At 32.2% G+C, this 22,309-nt stretch carries 24 protein-coding genes and 1 pseudogene; 21 read left to right on the forward strand and 4 right to left on the reverse strand.

Translation table 11 applies throughout. The features are described 5' to 3' along the window. Positions 1–51: 51 nt before the first annotated feature. From AB1J10_RS10285 to AB1J10_RS10325, 9 genes and pseudogenes are all read left to right on the forward strand, one after another. A complete protein-coding gene (locus AB1J10_RS10285) occupies positions 52–762 on the forward strand; it encodes a response regulator transcription factor (protein WP_011867745.1) in 711 nt (236 codons plus the stop codon). After that, entirely contained in the window at positions 755–1,780 is a 1,026-nt protein-coding gene (locus AB1J10_RS10290) for a sensor histidine kinase (protein WP_011867744.1), read from the forward strand. The genes AB1J10_RS10285 and AB1J10_RS10290 overlap by 8 nt, the downstream gene beginning before the upstream one ends. Positions 1,781–1,867: 87 nt before the next feature. After that, positions 1,868–2,788, forward strand: coding sequence for an ABC transporter ATP-binding protein (locus tag AB1J10_RS10295; RefSeq protein WP_011867743.1), 921 nt, complete (start codon positions 1,868–1,870; stop codon positions 2,786–2,788). Further along, on the forward strand, positions 2,781–3,500 hold the full coding sequence (locus AB1J10_RS10300) for an ABC transporter permease (protein ID WP_088401733.1): 720 nt from the start codon (positions 2,781–2,783) through the stop codon (positions 3,498–3,500). Before AB1J10_RS10295 ends, AB1J10_RS10300 begins: the two co-directional genes overlap by 8 nt. Positions 3,501–3,569: 69 nt before the next feature. Beyond that, a pseudogene (locus AB1J10_RS10305) lies at positions 3,570–3,895 on the forward strand (undecaprenyl-diphosphate phosphatase); the annotation flags it as partial. A 164-nt stretch (positions 3,896–4,059) separates the two neighbouring features. After that, positions 4,060–4,872: an undecaprenyl-diphosphate phosphatase gene (locus tag AB1J10_RS10310; RefSeq protein ID WP_011867740.1), complete on the forward strand. Its 813-nt coding sequence runs from the start codon at positions 4,060–4,062 to the stop codon at positions 4,870–4,872. 424 nt (positions 4,873–5,296) lie between these two features. Then, complete coding sequence (locus AB1J10_RS10315) at positions 5,297–5,656, forward strand: DUF2200 domain-containing protein (protein WP_369003113.1); 360 nt, start codon at positions 5,297–5,299, stop codon at positions 5,654–5,656. A 29-nt stretch (positions 5,657–5,685) separates the two neighbouring features. Next, positions 5,686–6,486, forward strand: coding sequence for an ABC transporter ATP-binding protein (locus AB1J10_RS10320; RefSeq protein WP_046207717.1), 801 nt, complete (start codon positions 5,686–5,688; stop codon positions 6,484–6,486). Between the two features lie 51 nt (positions 6,487–6,537). Further along, on the forward strand, positions 6,538–7,389 hold the full coding sequence (locus tag AB1J10_RS10325; RefSeq protein WP_046207718.1) for an HAD family hydrolase: 852 nt from the start codon (positions 6,538–6,540) through the stop codon (positions 7,387–7,389). 270 nt (positions 7,390–7,659) lie between these two features. Here AB1J10_RS10325 and AB1J10_RS10330 read toward each other — a convergent pair whose 3' ends face one another. After that, positions 7,660–8,748, reverse strand: coding sequence for a hypothetical protein (locus AB1J10_RS10330; RefSeq protein WP_046207719.1), 1,089 nt, complete (start codon positions 8,746–8,748; stop codon positions 7,660–7,662). A gap of 131 nt (positions 8,749–8,879) precedes the next feature. Here AB1J10_RS10330 and AB1J10_RS10335 point away from each other — a divergent pair, with 131 nt between their 5' ends. Then, the gene (locus tag AB1J10_RS10335) at positions 8,880–9,611 is read left to right on the forward strand and encodes a metallophosphoesterase family protein (RefSeq protein WP_064209826.1); all 732 of its coding nucleotides are present in this window, start codon (positions 8,880–8,882) and stop codon (positions 9,609–9,611) included. A 118-nt stretch (positions 9,612–9,729) separates the two neighbouring features. Here the strand turns inward: AB1J10_RS10335 and czrB are convergent, their stop codons facing one another. Both czrB and AB1J10_RS10345 read right to left on the reverse strand, forming a co-directional pair. Beyond that, positions 9,730–10,683 (reverse strand): CDF family zinc efflux transporter CzrB, encoded by a 954-nt coding sequence (gene czrB, locus AB1J10_RS10340; RefSeq protein ID WP_046207721.1) that lies wholly within the window; start codon positions 10,681–10,683, stop codon positions 9,730–9,732. A 26-nt stretch (positions 10,684–10,709) separates the two neighbouring features. After that, a complete protein-coding gene (locus AB1J10_RS10345; RefSeq protein ID WP_080937829.1) occupies positions 10,710–11,009 on the reverse strand; it encodes an ArsR/SmtB family transcription factor in 300 nt (99 codons plus the stop codon). A gap of 147 nt (positions 11,010–11,156) precedes the next feature. Between AB1J10_RS10345 and AB1J10_RS10350 the strand changes: the two genes are divergently transcribed. The 9 genes from AB1J10_RS10350 (at position 11,157) to AB1J10_RS10390 (ending at position 19,249) form a co-directional block, all read left to right on the forward strand. Further along, positions 11,157–11,816: an NAD(P)-binding oxidoreductase gene (locus AB1J10_RS10350; protein WP_064209828.1), complete on the forward strand. Its 660-nt coding sequence runs from the start codon at positions 11,157–11,159 to the stop codon at positions 11,814–11,816. A gap of 131 nt (positions 11,817–11,947) precedes the next feature. Next, on the forward strand, positions 11,948–12,646 hold the full coding sequence (locus AB1J10_RS10355) for a FadR/GntR family transcriptional regulator (RefSeq protein WP_046207724.1): 699 nt from the start codon (positions 11,948–11,950) through the stop codon (positions 12,644–12,646). Between the two features lie 556 nt (positions 12,647–13,202). Beyond that, positions 13,203–14,141, forward strand: coding sequence for a type I phosphomannose isomerase catalytic subunit (locus AB1J10_RS10360; protein ID WP_046207725.1), 939 nt, complete (start codon positions 13,203–13,205; stop codon positions 14,139–14,141). A gap of 24 nt (positions 14,142–14,165) precedes the next feature. Further along, positions 14,166–14,396: a hypothetical protein gene (locus AB1J10_RS10365; protein ID WP_046207726.1), complete on the forward strand. Its 231-nt coding sequence runs from the start codon at positions 14,166–14,168 to the stop codon at positions 14,394–14,396. Between the two features lie 209 nt (positions 14,397–14,605). Beyond that, on the forward strand, positions 14,606–15,586 hold the full coding sequence (locus AB1J10_RS10370) for a YeiH family protein (protein WP_046207727.1): 981 nt from the start codon (positions 14,606–14,608) through the stop codon (positions 15,584–15,586). Positions 15,587–15,658: 72 nt separating this feature from the next. Beyond that, positions 15,659–17,026 carry an EVE domain-containing protein gene (locus AB1J10_RS10375; RefSeq protein WP_369003114.1) on the forward strand — a complete coding sequence of 456 codons (1,368 nt, stop codon included), beginning with the start codon at positions 15,659–15,661 and terminating at the stop codon, positions 17,024–17,026. A 323-nt stretch (positions 17,027–17,349) separates the two neighbouring features. After that, positions 17,350–17,733 (forward strand): thiol-disulfide oxidoreductase DCC family protein, encoded by a 384-nt coding sequence (locus AB1J10_RS10380; protein ID WP_070657401.1) that lies wholly within the window; start codon positions 17,350–17,352, stop codon positions 17,731–17,733. Between the two features lie 23 nt (positions 17,734–17,756). Further along, positions 17,757–18,620 carry a ribokinase gene (gene rbsK / locus AB1J10_RS10385; RefSeq protein WP_046207730.1) on the forward strand — a complete coding sequence of 288 codons (864 nt, stop codon included), beginning with the start codon at positions 17,757–17,759 and terminating at the stop codon, positions 18,618–18,620. Between the two features lie 179 nt (positions 18,621–18,799). Continuing rightward, positions 18,800–19,249 (forward strand): Dps family protein, encoded by a 450-nt coding sequence (locus AB1J10_RS10390; protein ID WP_046207731.1) that lies wholly within the window; start codon positions 18,800–18,802, stop codon positions 19,247–19,249. A gap of 135 nt (positions 19,250–19,384) precedes the next feature. On the opposite strand, the gene deoD is transcribed toward AB1J10_RS10390, so the two are convergent. Then, positions 19,385–20,095 (reverse strand): purine-nucleoside phosphorylase, encoded by a 711-nt coding sequence (deoD, locus tag AB1J10_RS10395; protein WP_046207732.1) that lies wholly within the window; start codon positions 20,093–20,095, stop codon positions 19,385–19,387. A gap of 179 nt (positions 20,096–20,274) precedes the next feature. Here deoD and deoC point away from each other — a divergent pair, with 179 nt between their 5' ends. Beyond that, the gene (deoC, locus tag AB1J10_RS10400) at positions 20,275–20,937 is read left to right on the forward strand and encodes a deoxyribose-phosphate aldolase (protein WP_046207733.1); all 663 of its coding nucleotides are present in this window, start codon (positions 20,275–20,277) and stop codon (positions 20,935–20,937) included. 67 nt (positions 20,938–21,004) lie between these two features. Then, a complete protein-coding gene (locus tag AB1J10_RS10405) occupies positions 21,005–22,306 on the forward strand; it encodes a pyrimidine-nucleoside phosphorylase (RefSeq protein WP_369003115.1) in 1,302 nt (433 codons plus the stop codon). The last annotated feature ends 3 nt before the right edge of the window (positions 22,307–22,309 follow it).

Here is a 22,309-nt window from a genome sequence, read left to right on the forward strand (position 1 = left end):
TGTGAATTGTAATGAAGAAGTTCATATTAACGCTAAAAAGCAGGTGAAAATATGGAAGATATTCGAATACTTATAGCTGATGATGAGAAGGAAATTAGAAATTTGCTAAAAAAGTACCTAGAAAGAGAATTATATAAGGTAGATGTTGCTGTAAATGGCGAGGAGGCTCTTCGTTTATTTGATAAAAACCAATATAATCTCCTCATTTTAGATCTAATGATGCCGAAGGTCGATGGTATAGAGGTATGTAGAAGGCTTAGAAATAAAACAAATATTCCTATATTGATGCTCACTGCTAAAGACCAAGAGGTTGATAAAGTTTTAGGATTAGGCATCGGAGCGGATGATTATATTACAAAGCCTTTTAGCATTAATGAAGTGATCGCCAGGGTGAAGTCCCTTATGAGGAGATTTTTGATACTAGGTAGTGATGGCGAATCCCTTGAAAAAACATCGATCAAGTATAAAGACCTAACGATTGATCTGAAAAAATACATAATCGTCATAGGTGGTGAGGAGGTACCCCTAACTGCCAAAGAATTTGAACTGCTTAAGTTTCTTGCTGCACACAATGAACAAGTTTTCACAAAGACACAATTATTTCGTAATGTCTGGGAGAGTGACTATATAGAAGATGACAATACAGTTATGGTGCATATCAGAAAGCTCAGAAAGAAAATAGAAGTGGATCCCTCTAATCCGCAATTTATTCAAACCGTATGGGGGATAGGCTATAAGTTTGTTGGTGAACAAGATGAATGACAAGATTATCTTTCTTATTATGCTTCAGTTTATAACTATAACTGGTATCTTCATGATAGATATTTATTATCAAACACCGGCAATAGTTAGGTGGTTTTTATTCATTGTATTGTTTTTTATAACAGCCATTTTATTATTCAAAAGAATCCATTACCATACCCAACTGAAACGAATGAATGTGGAGTTGGAGCGGGCTATTAACGGGAATTTAAATACAAGGTTATTGGCTAATCACGATAAATTTTTCAATGAATTGACTTTTTCTATCAATGACTTAATTGAACAATTGGAAAAAGTTCAAATCCAGTCAATAAAGTCTCAAACAGCGCGAAAGAGAATTCTATCTAGTATTTCCCACGATATTCGTACCCCACTTACTTCTATCATTGGATATATTGATGCCTTGCAAGATGACATATCTACCTCAGAAGAAGAAAAGAGAAAATATCTTGAAATTGTATCGAGAAAATCCAACGGTTTAAAGCAATTGTTAGATGAACTTTTTAATATGGCAAAAATCGAAGCGAATGAATTCTTACTAAAAGAAGAACTATTGGATTTTGCAGAGGTTACAAGGGAGTCAATCATTGAATTTTTACCTGAGCTTAAAAAAGAGGAGATCGAGTTAATAGTCCGTATTCCAGAAGAAGATTGCTTGATCATGGCAGACCACCAAAGCCTTATCCGAATCATAGGTAATTTAATCAAGAATGCTGTGCATTATGGAAAGGACGGGAAAGTATTAGGAATAGAATTGACGGAAACCACTAATGATTTTCAACTGCTAATTTGGGATCAGGGGTCTGGAATTTCAAATGTGGATATTGGGAATGTTTTTGAAAGAATGTATCGGAGCGATTATTCAAGAAATAATTCATTTGGTGGCAGTGGTTTGGGGCTTTCTATCGCCAAAGAACTGGTGGAAAAAAACCACGGACGAATTTGGGTTGAAAGCATTCCGTGGAAAAAAACGACTTTTGGTTTTTCCATCCCCAAACACAGTAATAAGGGTATTTAAGAAACAATTAAGAAATGGTTAAGACCCAGTTAAAATCAACCTTCTATAATGTAATCAAGAGCTTAATTGGAAGAAGGTGTTTTCTAAATGAATACGGTTATCAAAACTACTAATTTGTCTAAGATTTATGGGGAACAAAAGTCTGTAGATCAGCTTAGTATAACTGTAAATCAAGGAGAAATTTACGGCTTTCTAGGTCGAAATGGTGCTGGCAAAACGACGACAATTCGAATGCTATTGGGGTTAATTAGACCGACCTATGGGCAAATTGAAATTTTTGGAGAGAATCTATTCAAGAACCAAAAAAGGATTTTAAGACGGATAGGGTCTATTGTTGAGGTACCGGGATTTTACGAAAACTTAACAGCCAAGGAAAATTTATTAATCAATGCAAAAATCATAGGGGTACATAAGAAAAATGCCATTGATGAAGCATTAGAGATTGTTGGACTGCAAAATGAAAATAAAAAGCTAGTCGGTAAATATTCATTAGGAATGAAACAGAGATTAGGAATCGCCAGAGCTCTTCTCCATTATCCGGAATTGCTAATATTAGATGAGCCTACCAATGGCTTGGATCCTATTGGCATTAAGGAGATGAGGAGGCTGATTAAATCTCTCGCTGCAGAGAGAAATATAACCATATTGATATCTAGTCATATTTTATCGGAAATAGAACAACTGGCCGATCATATGGGAATTATTCATGAAGGGAAGCTTTTAGAGGAGATTGGGATCGATCATCTTAGAAAAAGGAATCGTAAATACCTTGAGTTCCAAGTATCTAACGATAATAAAGCAACAATGCTCCTTGAGGAACATTTTAATATTTTTGATTACGAAGTTTATGACGAAGGAATGGTTCGGGTGTATTCTCACCTAGGGGAGCAAGGAACGATTAATAGGATGTTTGTGCAAAATGATATTAACGTATTAAAGATAAAGATGAGCGAAGACAGGTTAGAGGATTATTTTGAAAGATTAGTCGGAGGTGGCACGATTGGTTAATTTATTCTTAACTGAAGTACTAAAGCTCAAACGCTCTAGTATGTTTCTGATAAGCATACTTGGGGCAGCCGTAGCCCCTTTTGTTGTAGTCATAGCTACATATCTGAACGAACCATCCATCCTCTTCAAGGAACTTTTTTACAACGTGAATTTGTACACCGTTCTCATCATTGGGGTTCCTTTATATGGTGTGGTTACTACCTATCTTTTCAATCGCGAATATATGGAAAATACATTGAAAAATATATTAGCCATTCCTGTGTCACGCATAGGTTTTATTGTGAGCAAAATGCTTCTGCTGTTTATATGGATTATGATGTTGACACTTATTGCCTGGACACTCACTTTAGTCTTGGGTATGCTAACGCAGTTTGACGGACTAAGCATTTCCTTAGTAATGGAATCGTTAAGTCAATTTAGTATAGGAGGAATGTTTTTATTTATTCTTTCCACTCCAATTATACTTGTAACGCTTGTAATGAAGAATTATGTTCCAACTATCATTTTTACGGTTGTTATAACCTTGATTAACGTCATGGGTGGAAATTCGGAACATAGAGCTTTATTTCCATGGGCAGCAGCAGGGGATATAGCCAACAATACACTCCCTCTAACTTACCCGCCGGAATACTCTTACATCGCTATTACAGCTACTGCTCTCGCAGGATTTATTGCGATGATTGTCTATTTTAACAAGACAGATATCCATTAACATCATTGATTAATAAGGTATGGGGAAAAATATCAAATATATGAAAATATAGGGAGACGTAAAAAAACAGTGGATTTACTTCAGATTTTAAAAGTGATTATTTTAGGAATGGTTGAGGGATTAACAGAATTTGATCCTGTTTCGTTAACTGGTCTCATTGTCATTGTTGATTAGATGTGGCTCCAATCTGAGCAATTTTTAGGGAAGTACGTAGCAAACACGTTTAAAGTTGTGATTCAGCTCGGTTCGATTTTGCTGTTGTCGTGATCTTTAAAGATCGCTTTCTAGATCTGTTAGGATTAAGACACCGAAACAAGGAAGCAGTTCATGGAACTAATGCCAACCTCCTAAAGTTAACACAGGTTATCGTTGGTTTAATTTCTGCTGGAGTTCTTTTTTTATCAATCTTTTTCAAAAGGATTATTTCTATTTAACAAAAAATGCGGGTTTGTGAGATATTTATAATCAAACTTTATTTTAAAGCTACACCTGGCATTCATCTGGCCTTATCTTGAAGTGCTTTATTTAGCCAAATGAGGGGGATTTTTCCGTGGGATCCATGACAGAACTGTGTACATTAATACAATATTTACTATTAGGATTGGTTCAAGGTATTACAGAGCCGATCCCTATTTCTTCGAGTGGACATATCATAATCGTTCGTGAACTATTTGGAATTGAAGCTAGAGGGCTCTCTTTTGAAATATTTGTTAACTTTGCCTCTCTTCTTGCAGTTCTGCTTATATATAGGCACGATATTTATCGGTTAATCAAAAATGGCATCCTTTTTATAACAAAAAAGGATGAACAAGCCAAAAGTGATTTTCAATTTATTCTTTACCTTGTTATCGGCACAATTCCAGTAGGTGTGGTCGGTTTATTATTTGGGGACGTTATTGGTGAGGCACTTAGCAATACAAAAATTGTCGGATTTACCTTACTTATTACGGCTGTTGCAATTTGGATGATCCGAAATCTTAGGGGCAGGAAAAAAGATGGTGATTTAACTTCCAAAGATGCTGTTATTGTTGGGCTAGCTCAAGCAGTTGCTGTGACACCAGGCATTAGTCGTTCAGGTGCTTCGATTGTTGCATCAATGCTTGTTGGGATGAAACAGGAAACAGCACTTCGTTTTTCATTCCTGTTGTATATCCCGGTTAGTTTGGGGACAACCATGTTAGAGGTCCCTGAGATAGTACAGGACCCAAATTTTGATGCATTGATGATTCCATATCTAATCGCATTTATAGCAGCATTTATAGCAACATACTTCGCGTTAAAAGCCCTTATCAATATAATGGCTAAGGGAAACCTCGCATATTTCTCATATTATTGTGTAGTCGTAGGAGTACTAGTAATTTTATTTCTATAATGAATTTTTTTTGAAGGCTTCTGGCATTCCTAGGTTTGGTTATGTCAGAAGCCTTTCTTTATTTTGCTGTAGACTTAAAATAAAGTTTAACCGTTTGAAAAAAAGTTCGATCATTTATCGTAATTGCGGAATAACATACGTAGAAAATGATCAAACTTTAATATAAAAATTGTATACTACTTCACAAATAATGAATCTATTTTAATCAATCTTTTTTCAAAATGGATTCTTCTTATTGGCGGTAAAAAACGGGCTTTTGAGGTGTTTGTGATCAAACTTTATTTCAAAGCAACACTGGGACATTAAATTGTCTCAGCTTTTATTTTTAACTTATTGAAAGTGAAATGTTTTCAAAAGTTTAGAAAATTTAATATGCTAAGAAGAACGATTACATATAGAAATTAAAGAAAGGTAGTGTAAAATAATGACAAAACCTAAAATTTATACTATGGCTTTTGGAAATGTTTATCCTCATTTAGTGAAAAAGGCCGAAAAAAAAGGTAGAACGAAAAATGAAGTGGACACGATCATTAAGTGGATGACCGACTATAGTCAATCTCAGTTGGATGAAATGGTAGAAGATGGCACTGATTATGAAACATTTATTCAACAAGCACCACAATTAAATCCACATAGAACTAAAGTGACAGGTGTTATTTGTGGGGTTCGTGTTGAAAATATGGAAGAATCAGTAATGAAAGAGATTAGGTATTTAGACAAGATGGTTGATGAATTAGCTAAAGGTAAGACATTAGAAAATATATTTAGACAGAATCAAAAATAAATGGCAATTTAACAAAGGGGGATATATATATGCTAATTGATTTGAACAATATAGCAAGAAGAAAAGATGGAAAAGAAATTGTTCAAGGTGTGAGTTGGCAGATTAAAGAGGGAGAAAAATGGATGTTATATGGTTTGAATGGGGCAGGTAAGACGACACTATTGAATATTTTAAATGCCTATGAGCCAAATACGTCAGGTGAAATGACTTTATTTGGTATGAAGCCTGGAAACAAAGGATATTCTGCTGAAAATGTACGCCAGCAAATTGGATTTGTATCTAGTAGTTTAATGGATCGTTTTCAAGATGGTGAAATTGTTTTAGATGTAGTAATGAGTGGGATATTTAAGTCAATCGGTGTGTTTCAGGATGTACAACAACAACACATAGATTTGGCAAAACAATATTTAAAGCAAATGGGAATGACTCAATTTGAAAATCAATATTATGGTTATCTTTCTACTGGAGAGCGTCAAAAAGTGTTGATAGCAAGAGCTTTGATGGGGAGCCCTAAACTTTTAATTTTAGATGAACCAGCTTCAGGACTAGATTTTATTGCAAGAGAAGATTTATTAAGTGCACTGACACAATTGTATAAGCAAAATCCTCAATTAGCAGTAATTTATGTCACGCATTTTGTAGAAGAAATCACTCAGGACATTGATTATGGTTTTTTATTGAAAAATGGACAATCTTTCAAACAAGGTCAATTATCCGAAATTCTAAATAATACAACATTAAGTCACTTCTTTAAGCGGAATGTCAGCATAACATATAACCATGGGCGCTATACATTGTTTTTAGAAGATGAAGACATTGCAGAAACATAGACAAAGTGCCATAATTTAAGACGATAACATATGATGGAGGATTTATATTAAATGGAAAATGTTAAAGCAATATTTTTGGATATGGATGGTACAATTTTACATAAAAACAATCGTGTAGATAACGAAACGACAGAAATAATACAGACTTTAAGAAATCATGGTTATAAAGTGTTTTTAGCTACTGGAAGAGCACATGATGAGATTCATTACCTTGTACCTAAAGACTTTAAAGTGGATGGTATTATTAGTTCTAATGGTACGAACGGTGTCGTTCACAATGAAACTATTTTTAAACATAGTTTAACATTTGATACGGTAAATGAAATTGTGAAAAGAGCAAAAGCACAAGCAATTTATTATGAAGTGTTTCCTTTCGACGGCAATCGTATCATTCTTAATGAAGATCAAACGTGGGCAGAAGCTATGTTTAAACAATCAACACCACCTGAAAACGTAGGCTATAGTGAGTGGACATCCCGTAGAGAATCTATTGTTGAAAAAGTAAGTTGGGAACCAATTATCCCTGACACATCATTTTCAAAAATTTATTTATTCTCACCAGATTATGATAAGATTACTCAATTTCGAAATCAGTTAATCGATGACCAAACAGCACTTCAAATCAGTGTATCAAATTCATCGCGCTTTAACGCGGAAACAATGGCTTTTGGTATTGACAAAGGCACTGGAATTAAAGAAATGATAGACTACTTTGGCATTAAGCAAGAAGAAACATTAGTCATTGGTGATAGTGATAACGACAGAGCGATGTTTGCGTTTGGTAATTATACTGTAGCGATGAAGAACGCTCGGCCAGAAATTCAAGCTTTAGCTGATGATGTCACTTCATTCACAAATGAAGAAAATGGTGCGGCATTATACTTGAAAAAACATTTATTATAAAATATACGTATAGATAAATTGATTAAAAAAGACACTTTTCTCGTTTAATAATGATTATTAAATGAGATAAAGTGTCTTTTTTTGATATGGATAATTGATTGTTCATATGCTTTAGCATAAGAATCAATTGAGAGTGTGCAAGTATAATATAAACAGTTAAGTAGTATCGTAAAAAAAGACAAGTATAAATTCAAAAGGACTAATCCTTTTGAACGTGGATTAGTCCTTTTTGAAGGTAGAACGATGGTCCTAACTGTTTCCTATTGATATTTATTTTTCTTTGTTATCAATTTGATCTTTGATATCTGAAGCCTTTTCTTCAGCATTATCTTTAAACTGATCAGAAGTTTGATTAACTTTATCCGTAGCTTTCTCAGTTGTATGATTAACACTATTGCTTACTTTAGATGTTTGATTAGATTGTGTAGAAGCTTTTGATTTTTTAACTTCTGATTTATCTATTTTCTCGCCATTTTTATTGTAGTATTGAATAATTGCTAATAAGTTTGTGTAATAAACGATTAATCTAATTATAATAACGATTACTGACACAATATAGATAATAGTCGTTGCTAATGTTTGTGAAATACTACCAGTACTAATAGAAACTAATTGACTTACTGGGTTTGCTAAGATGATAACAAGTAAATTTAGCAATAATATACCTATATAGAATTTAAACCAAGTTTTATTGCCGTTTTTAATAGCTTTAAAGCCACGTTTCACAGATGACCAAGCGCCTCTACTAGGTTCTTTAACAAAAGCTAATGTATAATTGATGATTAGGATTGTAAAGAACCAATAAACAAATGACAATATAAATACTTGTAAAGTAGCGGCAATGATTTGGAATGTTAATGACCATCCAAGTGCATGATCAGAACTGCTTAACGGTCCTTGTAATGCAGTGAATAATTGTACAATGCCTAATTGTAATAGCTTACTTATTAGAATATTAAGTAATAATATAATAATAATACTTAATAAAGTAATTAAAGATAATTTTAACGATTTAGCATATTTACCTTTTTTAAATATTGAAAATAAATCTTTGAATTTAACCTTGTCTTTATTAATTGCATTGTCTATAGTGTATATAGTTCCAGCAATAAGTTGATAGCCTACAAATATGAAAACCACTAATGGAATTAATATTGCTAGTATTAATGTAATTAAGGCACTACCAATAGGTTGTTGCATTGCCATTGACATTAAAAACTTATATATTGCTGGTTGAACTGGTATAAAAGTTAGAACAGTCAAAGCAAATAATATGATAAAACTTACAATTGTGAATAGTAAAATTTTAGCATTTTGCGGTTTAGCATTTTGTAATGCTAGTTTATGAAATTTAAACAAATTTTAAGCACTCCTTTTTAGTGATAAGCATATGCTATCAAAAAATTAGAGATTTTAAAATTAATAGGTAACAAAATGGCTATAAAATGTTAAAATGACCAAATGAGAAAATGTTGAAAGGAGATATCATCATGAAATTTGCAATTCTTACTGATGTACATGGCAATTTTGATGCGTTGGATACAGTATTGGATGATATTGATAGAAGAAAAGATATAAATAAAATATATAACCTAGGCGATAATATTGGTGTAGGCCATGAAACAAATAAAGTACTTGACGAAATATTTGAAAGAGATGATATGGAAATTATTGCAGGTAATCATGATGAAGCGGTGATGTCAATTGTTAACGATACGCCTTATCCTGAAGACTTAAAAGATAAATTTTATGAACACCACCAATGGATTGAAAGTCACTTAGACGAAGATTATTATGATAAATTAAATGCGTTACCTCGTGTTATTGAAAAAACTATAAATCATAAAAAAATCATGTTCATTCATTATGAAATCCCAAATGATAAATTGAACACGCCAATTGATGGGCAGCCGTTTAGTCCCATTGTGGAACCTACAGAAGAAAATATTAAATCACTATTCGAGGATAAAGAAGCAGATTTAATTGTTTTTGGTCATAATCATACGGTTCATTTGTTTGATGATAAATCTAAAGTTTATTTTAATCCTGGATCTGTTGGATTGAATAATGGCGCATATGCTGTATATGGTATTGTTACTATCGATGAAAATGAATTTTCATTTGAAAGGGTTAAAGTTCCTTATGATAATGAAGAATTTATAAGAGGTTTTAAAGAAAAACAAGTGCCAGCTAAAGAGCTGATATTTGATAAATTTTTATAGGCATAAAATGTTTTGGATTTGCTATATATTTTAAAAGAAATTTAAATAATAAAAGTGACTAGATTGATATTGCTTATTTTAAGCTTTAAAATCTAGTCACTTTTTATTTTTATTCATGTTATTTTTCTGTATAAATTGCTGAACATAAAGTATTGTTGTCATGATTATGATATTCTGTTTCAAACTGTATTGTCATATGTTGAATGTTTAAATGTGTTAGACGATGTTCGAGTAAGTTTAAAAGTTGTTCACCTTCTTCAATTGTCATGTCATTTGGTACAACTGCATGACAACTTAAAGCATTTATTTCGTTAGAAATAGTCCAAATATGACAATCATGTACATTTATTATTTGCGCTTCACTTGTAATAGCACTTATGATTTCACTCATATTGACATCGCTTGGCGTACCTTCCATCAATATATTGATGGATGATTTCGTTATCCCCCAACTACTTTTAATAATAAGTAGAGAAACGATAATACTCGCAATAGGATCTGCAAATGTCCAATTAAATGCCCAAATAAGAATAGCTGCTGTAATGGCTCCGACTGAACCTAATAAGTCACCAATAACATGGAGAAATGCACCACGCATGTTTATATTATGATCTGTATCTCCACCTTTAAACATAAAGGAAGCAACAACGATATTAACGATGAGTCCAATTACACTGATAATAAACATTTCTGTAGATTTTACAGCTACTGGATTAAAGAAACGGTCGATTGCTTCTATGATTATAAAAATACCGATAACAAATAGCGTTACGCCATTAAATAATGCAGCTAATATTTCGAAGCGTTTGTATCCAAAAGTCTTAGATTTAGTAGCGTGTTTTTCAGAATAAATAAAAGCTAATAAAGCCACACCTAATGAAATTGAATCACTGAACATGTGTAAACCATCAGATAATAGTGCTAAACTATGTGCTAAAAAACCTCCGATGATTTCAACAATCATAAATATACCAATAATTAAAAAGCTAATGAGCAAGATTTTTTTATTATTGGTATGTACATGTCCATGTGTATGATTATGTGTGTGATTGTGTTCGTGTTGTTGAGTCATATAGGTCCACACCTTTCATTATAGTTTTATAGTTTGTGATTTGCGTGATGTATTGCTTGTTTTAGTAAATCAGTTACATGTGTATCGTCAATTGAATATATCATTGACTGGCCTTCTCGGGTAGATTTGACTAGGTGGGCTTGTTTGAGTATACGTAACTGATGTGACACATTAGATTGGCCCATATTTAAAGTGTGCGCAATATGTCCTACACTGCTAGAACTTTGAGATAATAAGTGCATGATGCGTATGCGATTTGTTTCGCTTAATGCTTTGAAAATATCGGTTACATGATTTAATGTTTCAGTGTTTATTGATGCATCCACAAAATTCACCTCTATATATGAATATATTAGTATATATTCATATATTAATGCTTTCGTACTAATATGTCAACAAAAAGTGCATAATTGTTTTAAATTCTTATAAAAGTGGTAGACTTTTAGTATTAACTTAATTAAGGAGGTACCAATATGAGTATTTTAGTTATTGGCGCTAATGGTGGCGTTGGTCAACATTTAGTAGAACAATTGAAAGAAAAAGATATAGACTTTACCGCTGGAGTTAGAAAAGAATCCCAAGTTGAACAGTTAAAAGAAAAAAATATCAAAGCAACATTAATTGATGTAGAAACAGACGATATTCAAGCTTTAACTGAAAAATTCAAAGGTTTTGATCGTGTAGTATTTTCTGTTGGTTCAGGTGGTAGTACAGGCGCTGATAAAACAATTATTGTAGACTTAGATGGTGCTATTAAAGCTATTAAAGCAAGTGAGGCAAATCATGTTAAGCAATTTGTTATGGTGTCAACATATGATTCTAGAAGAGAGGCATTTGATGCTAGTGGAGACTTGAAGCCTTATACAATTGCTAAACATTATGCTGATGAATATTTAAAACAAGCATCAGTATCATATACGATTGTACATCCTGGTGTTTTATTAAATGATGATGGCACAAACAAGATTGAAGTAGGAGCCTTTTTTGAAGGTAGAGGCTCAATTCCAAGAGAAGATGTCGCTTCAGTTATCAATGAAGTTGTAACAACTGATGATTATTTAAATACTGAATTCCAAATTATTAGTGGAGATGTGGAGATACCACAAGCTTTAGATAATTTTAAAAATAAATAATTAATAGTTACAAAGATGGGCCAATTTACAACTTATAGTAATTTGGTCCATTTTTAACTGAAATATCTATTATTTTAATAAATTTTATGAAGAAAATTTGATACAATAATAGATATCGTTTGGAGGTAACTATGAAGATTTCAAACACTAAAATTTATGAACAAGTCGCAGATACTTTATTGGAAAGCATCAAATCTGGAAATTATCAAGTCGGAGATAAAATACCATCGATACAAAAGCTCAGTAAAGAATTTGGTGTGAGTGTGGCTTCGGTAAGAGAAGCTTTGAATGCATTAAGAACGATAGGCGTATTAGAAATAAAACAAGGATATGGGACATTTGTAAAACAAATTGAACCAACTTTTTTTGAATTAGGAGATAAATTTAATTCAGTAGTTCAGATAAAAGAATTGTTAGAGTTAAGAGAAATTGTTGAAAGCGCCACCGTTAAAATGGCTGCTTGTCATCGTACAGAAGCAAATTTAATTGATTTGAAAAATGCTTTGAATCGAATGGGGGAAGCGATAACAGATGGCACGTCAGGAGAAAGAGCTGATTTAGAATTCCATTTATTAATTGCTAAAGCTGGCAATAATTCTTTATTAGTTGAATTACTAAATAATATATCTGAACTCATGCAAGATTCTATGAAAGAAACAAGAAAGATATTTATTTATAGTAAACAAAAAACAATGAATAAATTGCTAGAGGAGCATGTAGTCATTTATAATGCGATTGCTAATAAAGATGATGTAGAAGCAGTTAAAGCAATGGAGTCACACTTATTAGAAGTCAAAGAAACAATATTAGCCAACTTCAAAGAAAAATAGATTTGAGAAAGCATCATGGCGATAATCTTCAAATTTATTTTAATGCTTTCCAAATTCATAAAATCTAAGACGAGTATAATTAAATTTCAATGAATAAAAAGCCCAAACTATAGCACTTTGGGCTTTTATTGCAAATTTTAAATTTTGAACAGTAATCATCTGATCAAAATCATCATAATTCATTACCTTATATGTAAAAGAATCTGAGTCTTTTAAAGACTCTAGTATCATTATAATGTGAAAAATATTGACAAGGCAAGTCTTTATTTAAAAAATTTATGACAATTGAATAATTTTATTGTCAAATTCAACTGAATGTAATTGAATCACATTAATTTAACTATACGTCTATGAAACGTATTGATATAATAATTATTGATTTAAATATGAGTAAACGTTGAAGTGACAGTTTATAATGCGTTAAGATATGTGATACAATTTCAATAGTTCTGTCAAATTAATTTTAAAATGTAATATTAATAGTATAAATTTATATTTTTCTAAATTGGAAATATCAGATTAAACAATATATTAACTAAGTTTGGAGGTGTGGTGAATGCCATTATTTTTAAAACCAGTATTACATGAGAAAATTTGGGGTGGCACAAAGTTGAAATCACTCGGTTATGATTTGCCGGCTGAAAATATTGGAGAAGCATGGGGGATTTCAGCACACCCAAATGGAAAATGTGAAGTGTTGAATGGGCCATACAAGGGGCAGACACTAGATATGGTATGGGAAAATCATCGAGAATTGTTTGGTGATTTCCCGAGCCAAGAGTTTCCATTAATGACAAAAATTGTAGATGCAAAAGAAGCATTATCAATCCATGTGCATCCTGATGACGCATACGCTTATGAAAATGAGAATGGACAATATGGTAAGTCAGAATGTTGGTATATCATAGATGCAGAAGAAGACGCAGAAATCATTTATGGTGTGAATGCAGATTCGAAAGATATTGCAGTGAATCAAATCAATGAAACTGACTATGCAAATTTATTTAATAAAGTTAAGGTTAAGCCGGGTGAATTTTATTTCATACCAGCAGGAACGGTTCATTCTATAGGTGCTGGTGTACTTGTCTATGAAACAATGCAATCTTCTGATGTCACTTATCGCGTATACGATTTTGGTCGAGAGGAAAAAGCACATCATAGTAGAGGATTGGATCAAGCAAAAGCAAAGGATGTCATCGAAGTTACTCAAGAAAATATTAATATAGCTACGGATACTGAAATTATTGAAAATCACAAACGAATTCAACTAGTTTCAAATGACTTTTTTACAATGGTTAAGTGGGAAATATCTGGCACATTAAATTATATGAAACCGAGAGAATTTGTTTTAGTTTCTGTATTAAAAGGCAATGGACAAGTCATAGTTGATGGAGACATTTATGATGTAACACAAGGTCAAAATTTCATACTAACTTCAGACGATTTAGATACAATTTTTGAAGGGAATTATGAATTAATTATAAGTTATTTATAGAGAATAAAAACGGAGTGTTTTAAAATGTATAAGTATTTATATGTATCGTTAATTTGCGGCTTATTAGCTGGCGCAGGGATATTTTTAAAAATACCTATTTTCCCTTCATTTTTCTTACCCGTAATCATTGGTGCAATTGGTATAATTGCTACATTAATTACGATACCTAACAAAGAAATAAGTGGATTATTAAAACTTGGTGGTGTACTCATTAATTTAATGCCAATTATGGGTGCATTGACGATGGTTCAATAATCAATAAATTTAGTGTCTTTACTTTTGAAGTTAAAGATACTTTTTTTATAAGTAATAATCATTAGTTTTATTAATTAAATCAAATTCATTTTGGACGAAATGGATATTAATAATTAAAATGAATCAGTTTTATAATTAAAAGATTATAAAATTTTCTTTAGCGATAAAATATTTATGGTAAAATAGAATTTAAATTGGAGGTGGGCTAAATGTCGAAATCTCGAGGCTTATTGATGACATTTATTATTGCGCTTATTGCAACCATTATGGGAAGCAAATTTCCAGTAATAGGAAGTGCAATCTTTGCCATTGTTATAGGTATTCTTTTAAATAACTTTATTGAAATTCCCAAAAAATATCGTGCCGGTATCCAATTTAGTAGTAAAAAAGTATTGCATTATAGTATTATTGTTCTCGGTTTTACGTTGAGCTTTCAATCTATAGGTTCAATTGGTTGGAAATCTCTGCCAATTATAATTATAACGTTATTAGCTGCATTTATAATCGTGTTTATTTTGATGAAAATATTTAAAATAAATGAAAATCTTAGCATCCTGATTGGGGTTGGAACATCTATCTGTGGTGGGTCTGCGATTGCTGCCACAAGCCCAGTTATCAAGGCTAAAGAAAACGAAGTAGCATTTGCTATTTCAACTATATTTTTATTCAACTTAATAGCAGTTTTTATATTCCCACCACTCGGTCATTTAATGAACATGGGTCAAACGGCTTTTGGATATTTTGGGGGTACGGCAATAAATGATACATCTAGTGTTATTGCTGCGACTTCTAATTACGGAAATAAAGCATTAGAAACTGGCGCAATTGTAAAATTAACACGGACGTTAATGATTATTCCAGTAGTATTATTTTTTACATATAGAACGATTCGTAAAGAAAAATCTAAACAAACAGGCACGTCGATCAAACAAATCTTTCCATGGTTTATAGTTTGGTTTATTATAGCCTCATTAATTAGTACAATTTTTAATTTTTCACCAACTGTTATTCATATATTTCAACAAATATCACTATTCTTAATAACGATGGCAATGGCAGGTATAGGATTAAATGTAGATTTCAGACAATTTAAACAAGCTGGTGCAAAGCCGATTTTATTAGGGCTAGTGACTTGGATAGTAGTAATAATAACAAGTTTGATATCAATGAAATTGATTAATTTATTGTAATCGTTGTTTGCGAATTAATTTTTAAATATAATGAGAAGATAGAATTTTTTATATGAGATAAGGAGTATCTAAATGGCAGAGGAAACAAATTATTTTTGGTTAAATTGCGGATATAATCGCTGGAATCATAACGAACCATTAGTGGGTCAAACAACATTATTTGAATCAGGTGCTCAATTTAATCCGTCACAAGGTTTCCGATCTTTTAAACAAGCTAAAGTAAGAGATAAAGTTGTATTTTATCAAGTACAGATGGATACTGGTTTACTAGGATTTGGTGAAATTACTAGCGTTCAAACAGGCGCACAGAATAAAATTCGTGTTCATTTTCAGTTGTTAGAACAATTGAAACCATTAACTGCTGATTACTTAAAAAGAAGTGAACAATTAGAATTTCGTATTACTAATATGAAAGAAACACTATTTAATCAAATTACAAAAGACGAATTTGACTTAATCGTGAGTTTGGGTAAAGGAGAAACGAAAATACCTAGATATTTCTTTATATCAGAGGAGCAAGAATTCGAACCCAATTCTTATAATACGTTGTTTACACACACATATAATGGTATTAAACGAAATGGATACCATTTTTATAGACAACTTGAAATTGGAGACCAACTCGTTTTTTATAATAAACATAGAGAACAATCAGTGATTGGTGTTGGTGAAGTAAGTCAACATTTACATGAAAAATCTCCAATCCCTGGTCGTACAAATAGTACAGCGATAGAGGTTTATTTTGAAAAAGAAATCGAGCCCGTAACATTAAGTACATTAAATAAACACCCAAAATTAAAAAACTTATATTATTTACAAGAAAATGCAAAACAAGCGATTGCGAGTATGTCACGTACACAATTTGATGCAATACTTGAAATGAGTGAAAACGATGGAATGAAATCTCAGTTTGAAGCAGTTAAAAGTCAAGATGTTATTGATAAAGCAGATGAGGATGTAAAACCATTTATTCTGTTAGTAGTTGATAAAGGCGAAGGTCTAAAAGCTGCAGAAAACTTGCTACAAAAGACAAATGCTAATCCAGTAATTACGGCAGGGCATCCAGATTTTACAGAGGATATGTTATATGGTAAATATTTACCAAATGAGGCGGGTGCTTTGTATTATAGAGAGGGTTTCATTACTAATCTTATGCCAAGAAATGATAAAAGTTATCTGGTTATTGATAATTTTAATCGTATAGATCCAGACATTTTTCAAACTTATATTAATGTTTTAGAAGGCTATGAAATGACATTACCAAGATATAATAGAGATGGAAGTATGGTTAAATGGTCCAGAAAAAAAGATTCATTTTATCATTTTAATCCCAATTGGCATATCGTTGGCATTACGTATGATAGCATAAATGATATAAAACAAAAATATACTGAACAGTTTTTAAAATATGCAAGAATTGTTAAGGTAAATCAAGATTAAAATCACAGTTTAAAAATAGTGAATAAGCGTCTGGGACATCATTGGTTCGTCCTGGGCGTTTTTATATTATCTGTAGAAGACTAAAGCTCAATTCAGGTAAAGTTTAATACTTTTTCTATTCTAGTCATCATTACTGTGGTGAGGTGACGAAATATTTTAAATAAAATGAGATTTCTGCCCAATTTTGTATGTGAAATAAATACTTAAGGAGACCTAATAATATATTTCATATAATGATTTATTTTTATCATTTTAGGATATAATAGAACTGTGAATAAATAATTTATATTTTATGGTTACAAATCATAAAAGGAGATGAAGGCATGCCAATAATTTATTACGATGGTAACTGCGTATACTGTTACAATTACGCAATTTGGCTTATTCAAAATGGGTTGTCTAGACGTTACCAATTTGCAAAACTTCAAGGTTCTACAGCTCAAAATATGTTTGAAAATTATCCAGAAACAAAACAACACGATAGTGTTATTTTGCAAGAAGGAGCCCAATTTAAGTATAAATCAGATGCAATAGCATCATTGATTTCATCTTTAACAAATTATAAATGGATTGGCTTATTATTATATATAACCCCTAAATGGTTAAGAGATTTTGGTTATCAACTTTTTGCAGATAATAGAAACAGAATGTGGAAAACACATTGGCACAAACCTAATGATTATGAGCAATCATTTTTTATTGACTGAATGCATAGATGGAGGAAAAGAATATGGGAAACATAGTTGTGATTGGTAGCGCATCAATTGATTTAGTGGTAAAAACAGATATTTTACCTAATGTAGGTGAAACAGTAATGGGGGAATCATTTTTCACAAATCCTGGAGGTAAAGGTGCTAACCAAGCTGTTGCGGCTGCACACTTAAGCGACCATGTTTATATGATCGGGGCTGTAGGCGATGATGATAATGGACAGCAAATACTTTCAAATCTTAAAAAAAACAATGTAAATACAAAGTATATGGATATTATTGAAAATGAAGCGTCAGGAACTGCACATATAACGTTGTTTGAAGATGATAATCGAATTGTTGTAGTGCCGGCAGCAAATAATTATGTAACGCCAGATAAAGTAATTCCAAAACTAGAATTTTTTGCTGCTGGCGATATTATTGTAATGCAACATGAAATACCTGAAGAGACTATTAAAAAAGTAGTGGAATATGCACAAAAACATGAAATGAGGGTAATGTTAAATCCTGCACCATTTCGACCATTAGATAAAGAAATAATTGAGAAAGTTAATTGGTTGACGCCAAATGAATCAGAAAGTGAACTATTATTTGAAAATGAAGTTGATAAAGCTCTTATGATGTATCCTGAAAAATTAATCGTAACTAAAGGGGCTGCGGGTGCATTGTTTTACAGTGATTCTCAACAACTTGTTAAGGGATATAAAAAAGAAGTAGTTGATACTACAGGGGCTGGAGATACGTTTAATGGTGCGCTAGCAGTTGCTCTAATTGAAAATAAGTCATTAGAGGAAGCAGTTAATTTTGCCAATTTAGCTGCTAGTTTTTCAGTTACAGGATTAGGTGCTCAAGGTGCAATGCCATACAGAAAAGAACTAGATTAAATGACTTAATTCAGGGTATAATATAAGTGAGTGATTAAGCTGCATTCTAAATTATAATAATTATAATTTAATACTGATAAACACTTTACAGATTGTAATTATTATAATATAATAATTATTGTAATCGAAAATTGATTGTCGCTTAGTTACGACAAAAATTTAAAGGAGAGATTTTTGATATGTCAAAAAATAATGAAGAAGTTGTAAAAGTATTAAACCAACAAGTAGCAAACTGGACAGTTGCATTCACCAAATTACACAATTTTCATTGGTATGTAAAAGGACCAAATTTCTTCTCACTACACACAAAATTTGAAGAATTATATGATGAAGCAAGTCAATATATAGATGATTTAGCAGAGCGTATTTTAGCAGTAGACGGTAATCCAGTAGGTACATTAAAAGAAAGTTTAGAGTTATCAATTATAGATGAAGCAGGTAAAGGTTATACAGCAGAACAAATGGTTGAAGCATTATCAACAGATTTTGAAAATATTTCAAAACAATTAGAAGAAGCAATTGAAGTTGCTTCTAATGCCGAAGATGATGTAACTGAAGATATGTTTATCGGTATGCAAACCAATATTGATAAACATAATTGGATGTTAAAATCTTATTTAGGAAAATAATAGTTTATAGATAGACAAACAGTATTTATATTTAAAACAGTAAAAGACAGGAATCAAATTTTTCATTTGATTCCTGTCTTTTTTGTAATAGAGATAGAAATAAGAACTTACTTCATGTATGAACGCTATAAAATTTTATTCAGCAATTTCTAATGCAATTTCCATCATTTGAGTAAATGAGTTTTGACGTTCTTCTGCAGTAGTTGCTTCATCACGTAGAATATGGTCACTTACAGTGAAGACGCCTAAAGCCTTTTTATTAGCAAAAGTTGCATTTAAGTATAATGCAGCAGATTCCATTTCAATGCCTAAGATGCCCATACGTTGCCATTTTTCGTTAAATGTTGGATCGGCATTATAAAATGTGTCTGAAGAAAGAATATTACCAACATGCGTAGTAGCACCAATTTCATCCGCTTTTTGTTTTGCTTTTAACATTAAGTCAAAATCAGCTAAAGGCGCATAGTGACCTGGAATATTATATTGCTCTACATAACTCGAATTCGTAGAAGCACCTTGAGCAATAATGATGTCATATAGGTTAACGTTTTCCTGTAAAGCGCCACATGATCCAATTCGAATAATTGTGTCGACATTGAAAAAATTATATAGTTCGTATGAATAAATACCAATACTTGGAATACCCATTCCAGAACCCATAACAGAAACTTCTTTTCCTTTATAAGTGCCTGTATAACCAAACATGTTTCTAACTTCATTAAATTGTTTTACATCTTCTAAATAGTTATCAGCGATATATTTAGCTCTCAAGGGATCCCCAGGCATTAAAACAGTTTTAGCAATTTTAACTCCGTTAGGTTGAATATGTGGTGTAGATTTTGTCATAGACTTCTTCTCCTTTAAATTCTTTTATCAAAATAAAGATAACATTTGTTTATTATTTTTGCGAATTTTTGTAATATAGAGGTAAAGCACTTGTTGTGATGTTATTAATTTTTTAGAATAGTAATGACTTTCAAGAATTAGAATAATTTCATACAGTTAATATATTAGGAGGAATTAGAATGAATTATGCAAAATATATAGATCACACTTTACTAAAACCGGAGTCTACTAGAGCACAAGTAGATAAAATTCTTGATGAGGCAACAGAATACCATTTTAAGTCAGTGTGTATTAACCCTACACATGTTAAATACGCAGCTGATAAATTACAAGATACTGACGTATTAGTATGTACAGTTATTGGTTTTCCATTAGGTGCTACAAATACTGAAGTGAAAGTGTTTGAAGTAGAAGATGCTATTAAAAATGGCGCATCAGAAGTAGATATGGTTATCAATATTGGTGCCTTAAAAGACGGACGTTATGATGAAGTCCAAAAAGATATTGAAGGCGTAGTAGCAGCAGCTAATGGTAAAACGGTAAAAGTAATTATTGAAACTTGCCTTTTAACTGATGATGAAAAAGTAAAAGCTTGCGAACTCAGTAAAGCAGCAGGTGCTGACTTTGTGAAAACATCAACTGGATTTGCTGGTGGTGGTGCCACACCTGAGGATGTTAAATTAATGAAAGATACAGTCGGAGATGCATTAGAAGTTAAAGCTTCAGGTGGTGTCAGAAACTTAGAAGATTTCAATAAAATGCTAGAAGCTGGTGCTACTCGAATTGGCGCTAGTGCAGGTGTACAGATCATCCAAGGATTAGAAAGTAATTCAGATTATTAATCACTATCTTTAAGTTTAATATGAGACATATAAAGACATAAATGTCTAACAGGGGAGGCCAACTCAAATGAGAATGGTAGATATTATTGAAAAGAAACGTGATGGTCAAGCTTTAACAAATGAAGAAATAGAATTCTTTATTAATGCTTATACCAGTGGTGACATACCAGATTATCAAGCTTCGAGTTTAGCGATGGCAATTTTTTTCCAGGATATGAATGGTCAAGAAAGAGCAGCACTTACAATGGCAATGGTTAATTCTGGTGACGTGATTGATTTATCAGCGATTAATGGGATAAAAGTTGATAAACATTCTACAGGTGGTGTTGGAGATACAACGACACTAGTATTAGCACCATTAGTAGCTTCTGTTGGTGTTCCTGTGGCTAAGATGAGTGGTAGAGGATTAGGTCATACTGGCGGCACAATTGATAAATTAGAATCAGTTGAAGGGTTTCACGTTGAAATTAGTGAAGATAAATTTGTTGAACTTGTAAATGAAGCAAAAGTAGCTGTAATAGGACAAACTGGGAATTTAACACCGGCAGACAAAAAACTTTATGGCTTACGTGATGTGACTGGAACAGTTAATTCAATACCACTGATTGCATCTTCTATTATGAGTAAAAAAATTGCCGCTGGCGCTGATGCTATTTTATTGGATGTCAAAACAGGCAATGGTGCCTTTATGAAAACAATCGAAGATGCTGAAGCACTTGCACATGCGATGGTTAGTATTGGTAATAATGTTGGCCGAAACACGATGGCGATTATTTCAGACATGAGTCAACCATTAGGTAATGCAATAGGTAATGCCTTAGAAGTTAAAGAGGCGATTGAAACACTGAAAGGTCAAGGTCCAAAAGATTTAACTGAGTTAGTTATGACTTTAGGTTCGCAAATGGTAGTGGTTGGCGGCAAAGCTAAAGATTTAGAGGAAGCCCAAGCATTATTAGAAAAAGCAATTGAAGATGGTTCAGCATTGGAAAGTTTCCGTACATTTTTAGAAAATCAAGACGGTGATGGATCAGTAGTTGATGATGTTTGTAAACTACCACAAGCGCGTTTTCAAATTGATTTACTTTCGCAAAAATCTGGTACAGTAACTGAAATTATTGCCAATGAAATCGGTGTTGCATCTATGATGTTAGGGGCAGGTAGACAAACTAAAGAAGATGATATTGATTTAAGTGTTGGCATTGTCCTTCACAAAAAAGTAGGAGATTCAGTTGATGAAGGCGAAGCTTTATTAACGATTCATAGTAACCGTGAGCAAATTAATGATGTTAAGGAAAAATTAAATCAAAGCATTACGATAAGTTCGCACGGCGAAGTTCCTACGTTGATTCATAAAATAATTACTGAATAGGAG

Origin of the sequence: Staphylococcus cohnii species complex 1663 (assembly GCF_041008415.1) — a bacterium.
GTDB lineage: Bacteria > Bacillota > Bacilli > Staphylococcales > Staphylococcaceae > Staphylococcus > Staphylococcus ureilyticus.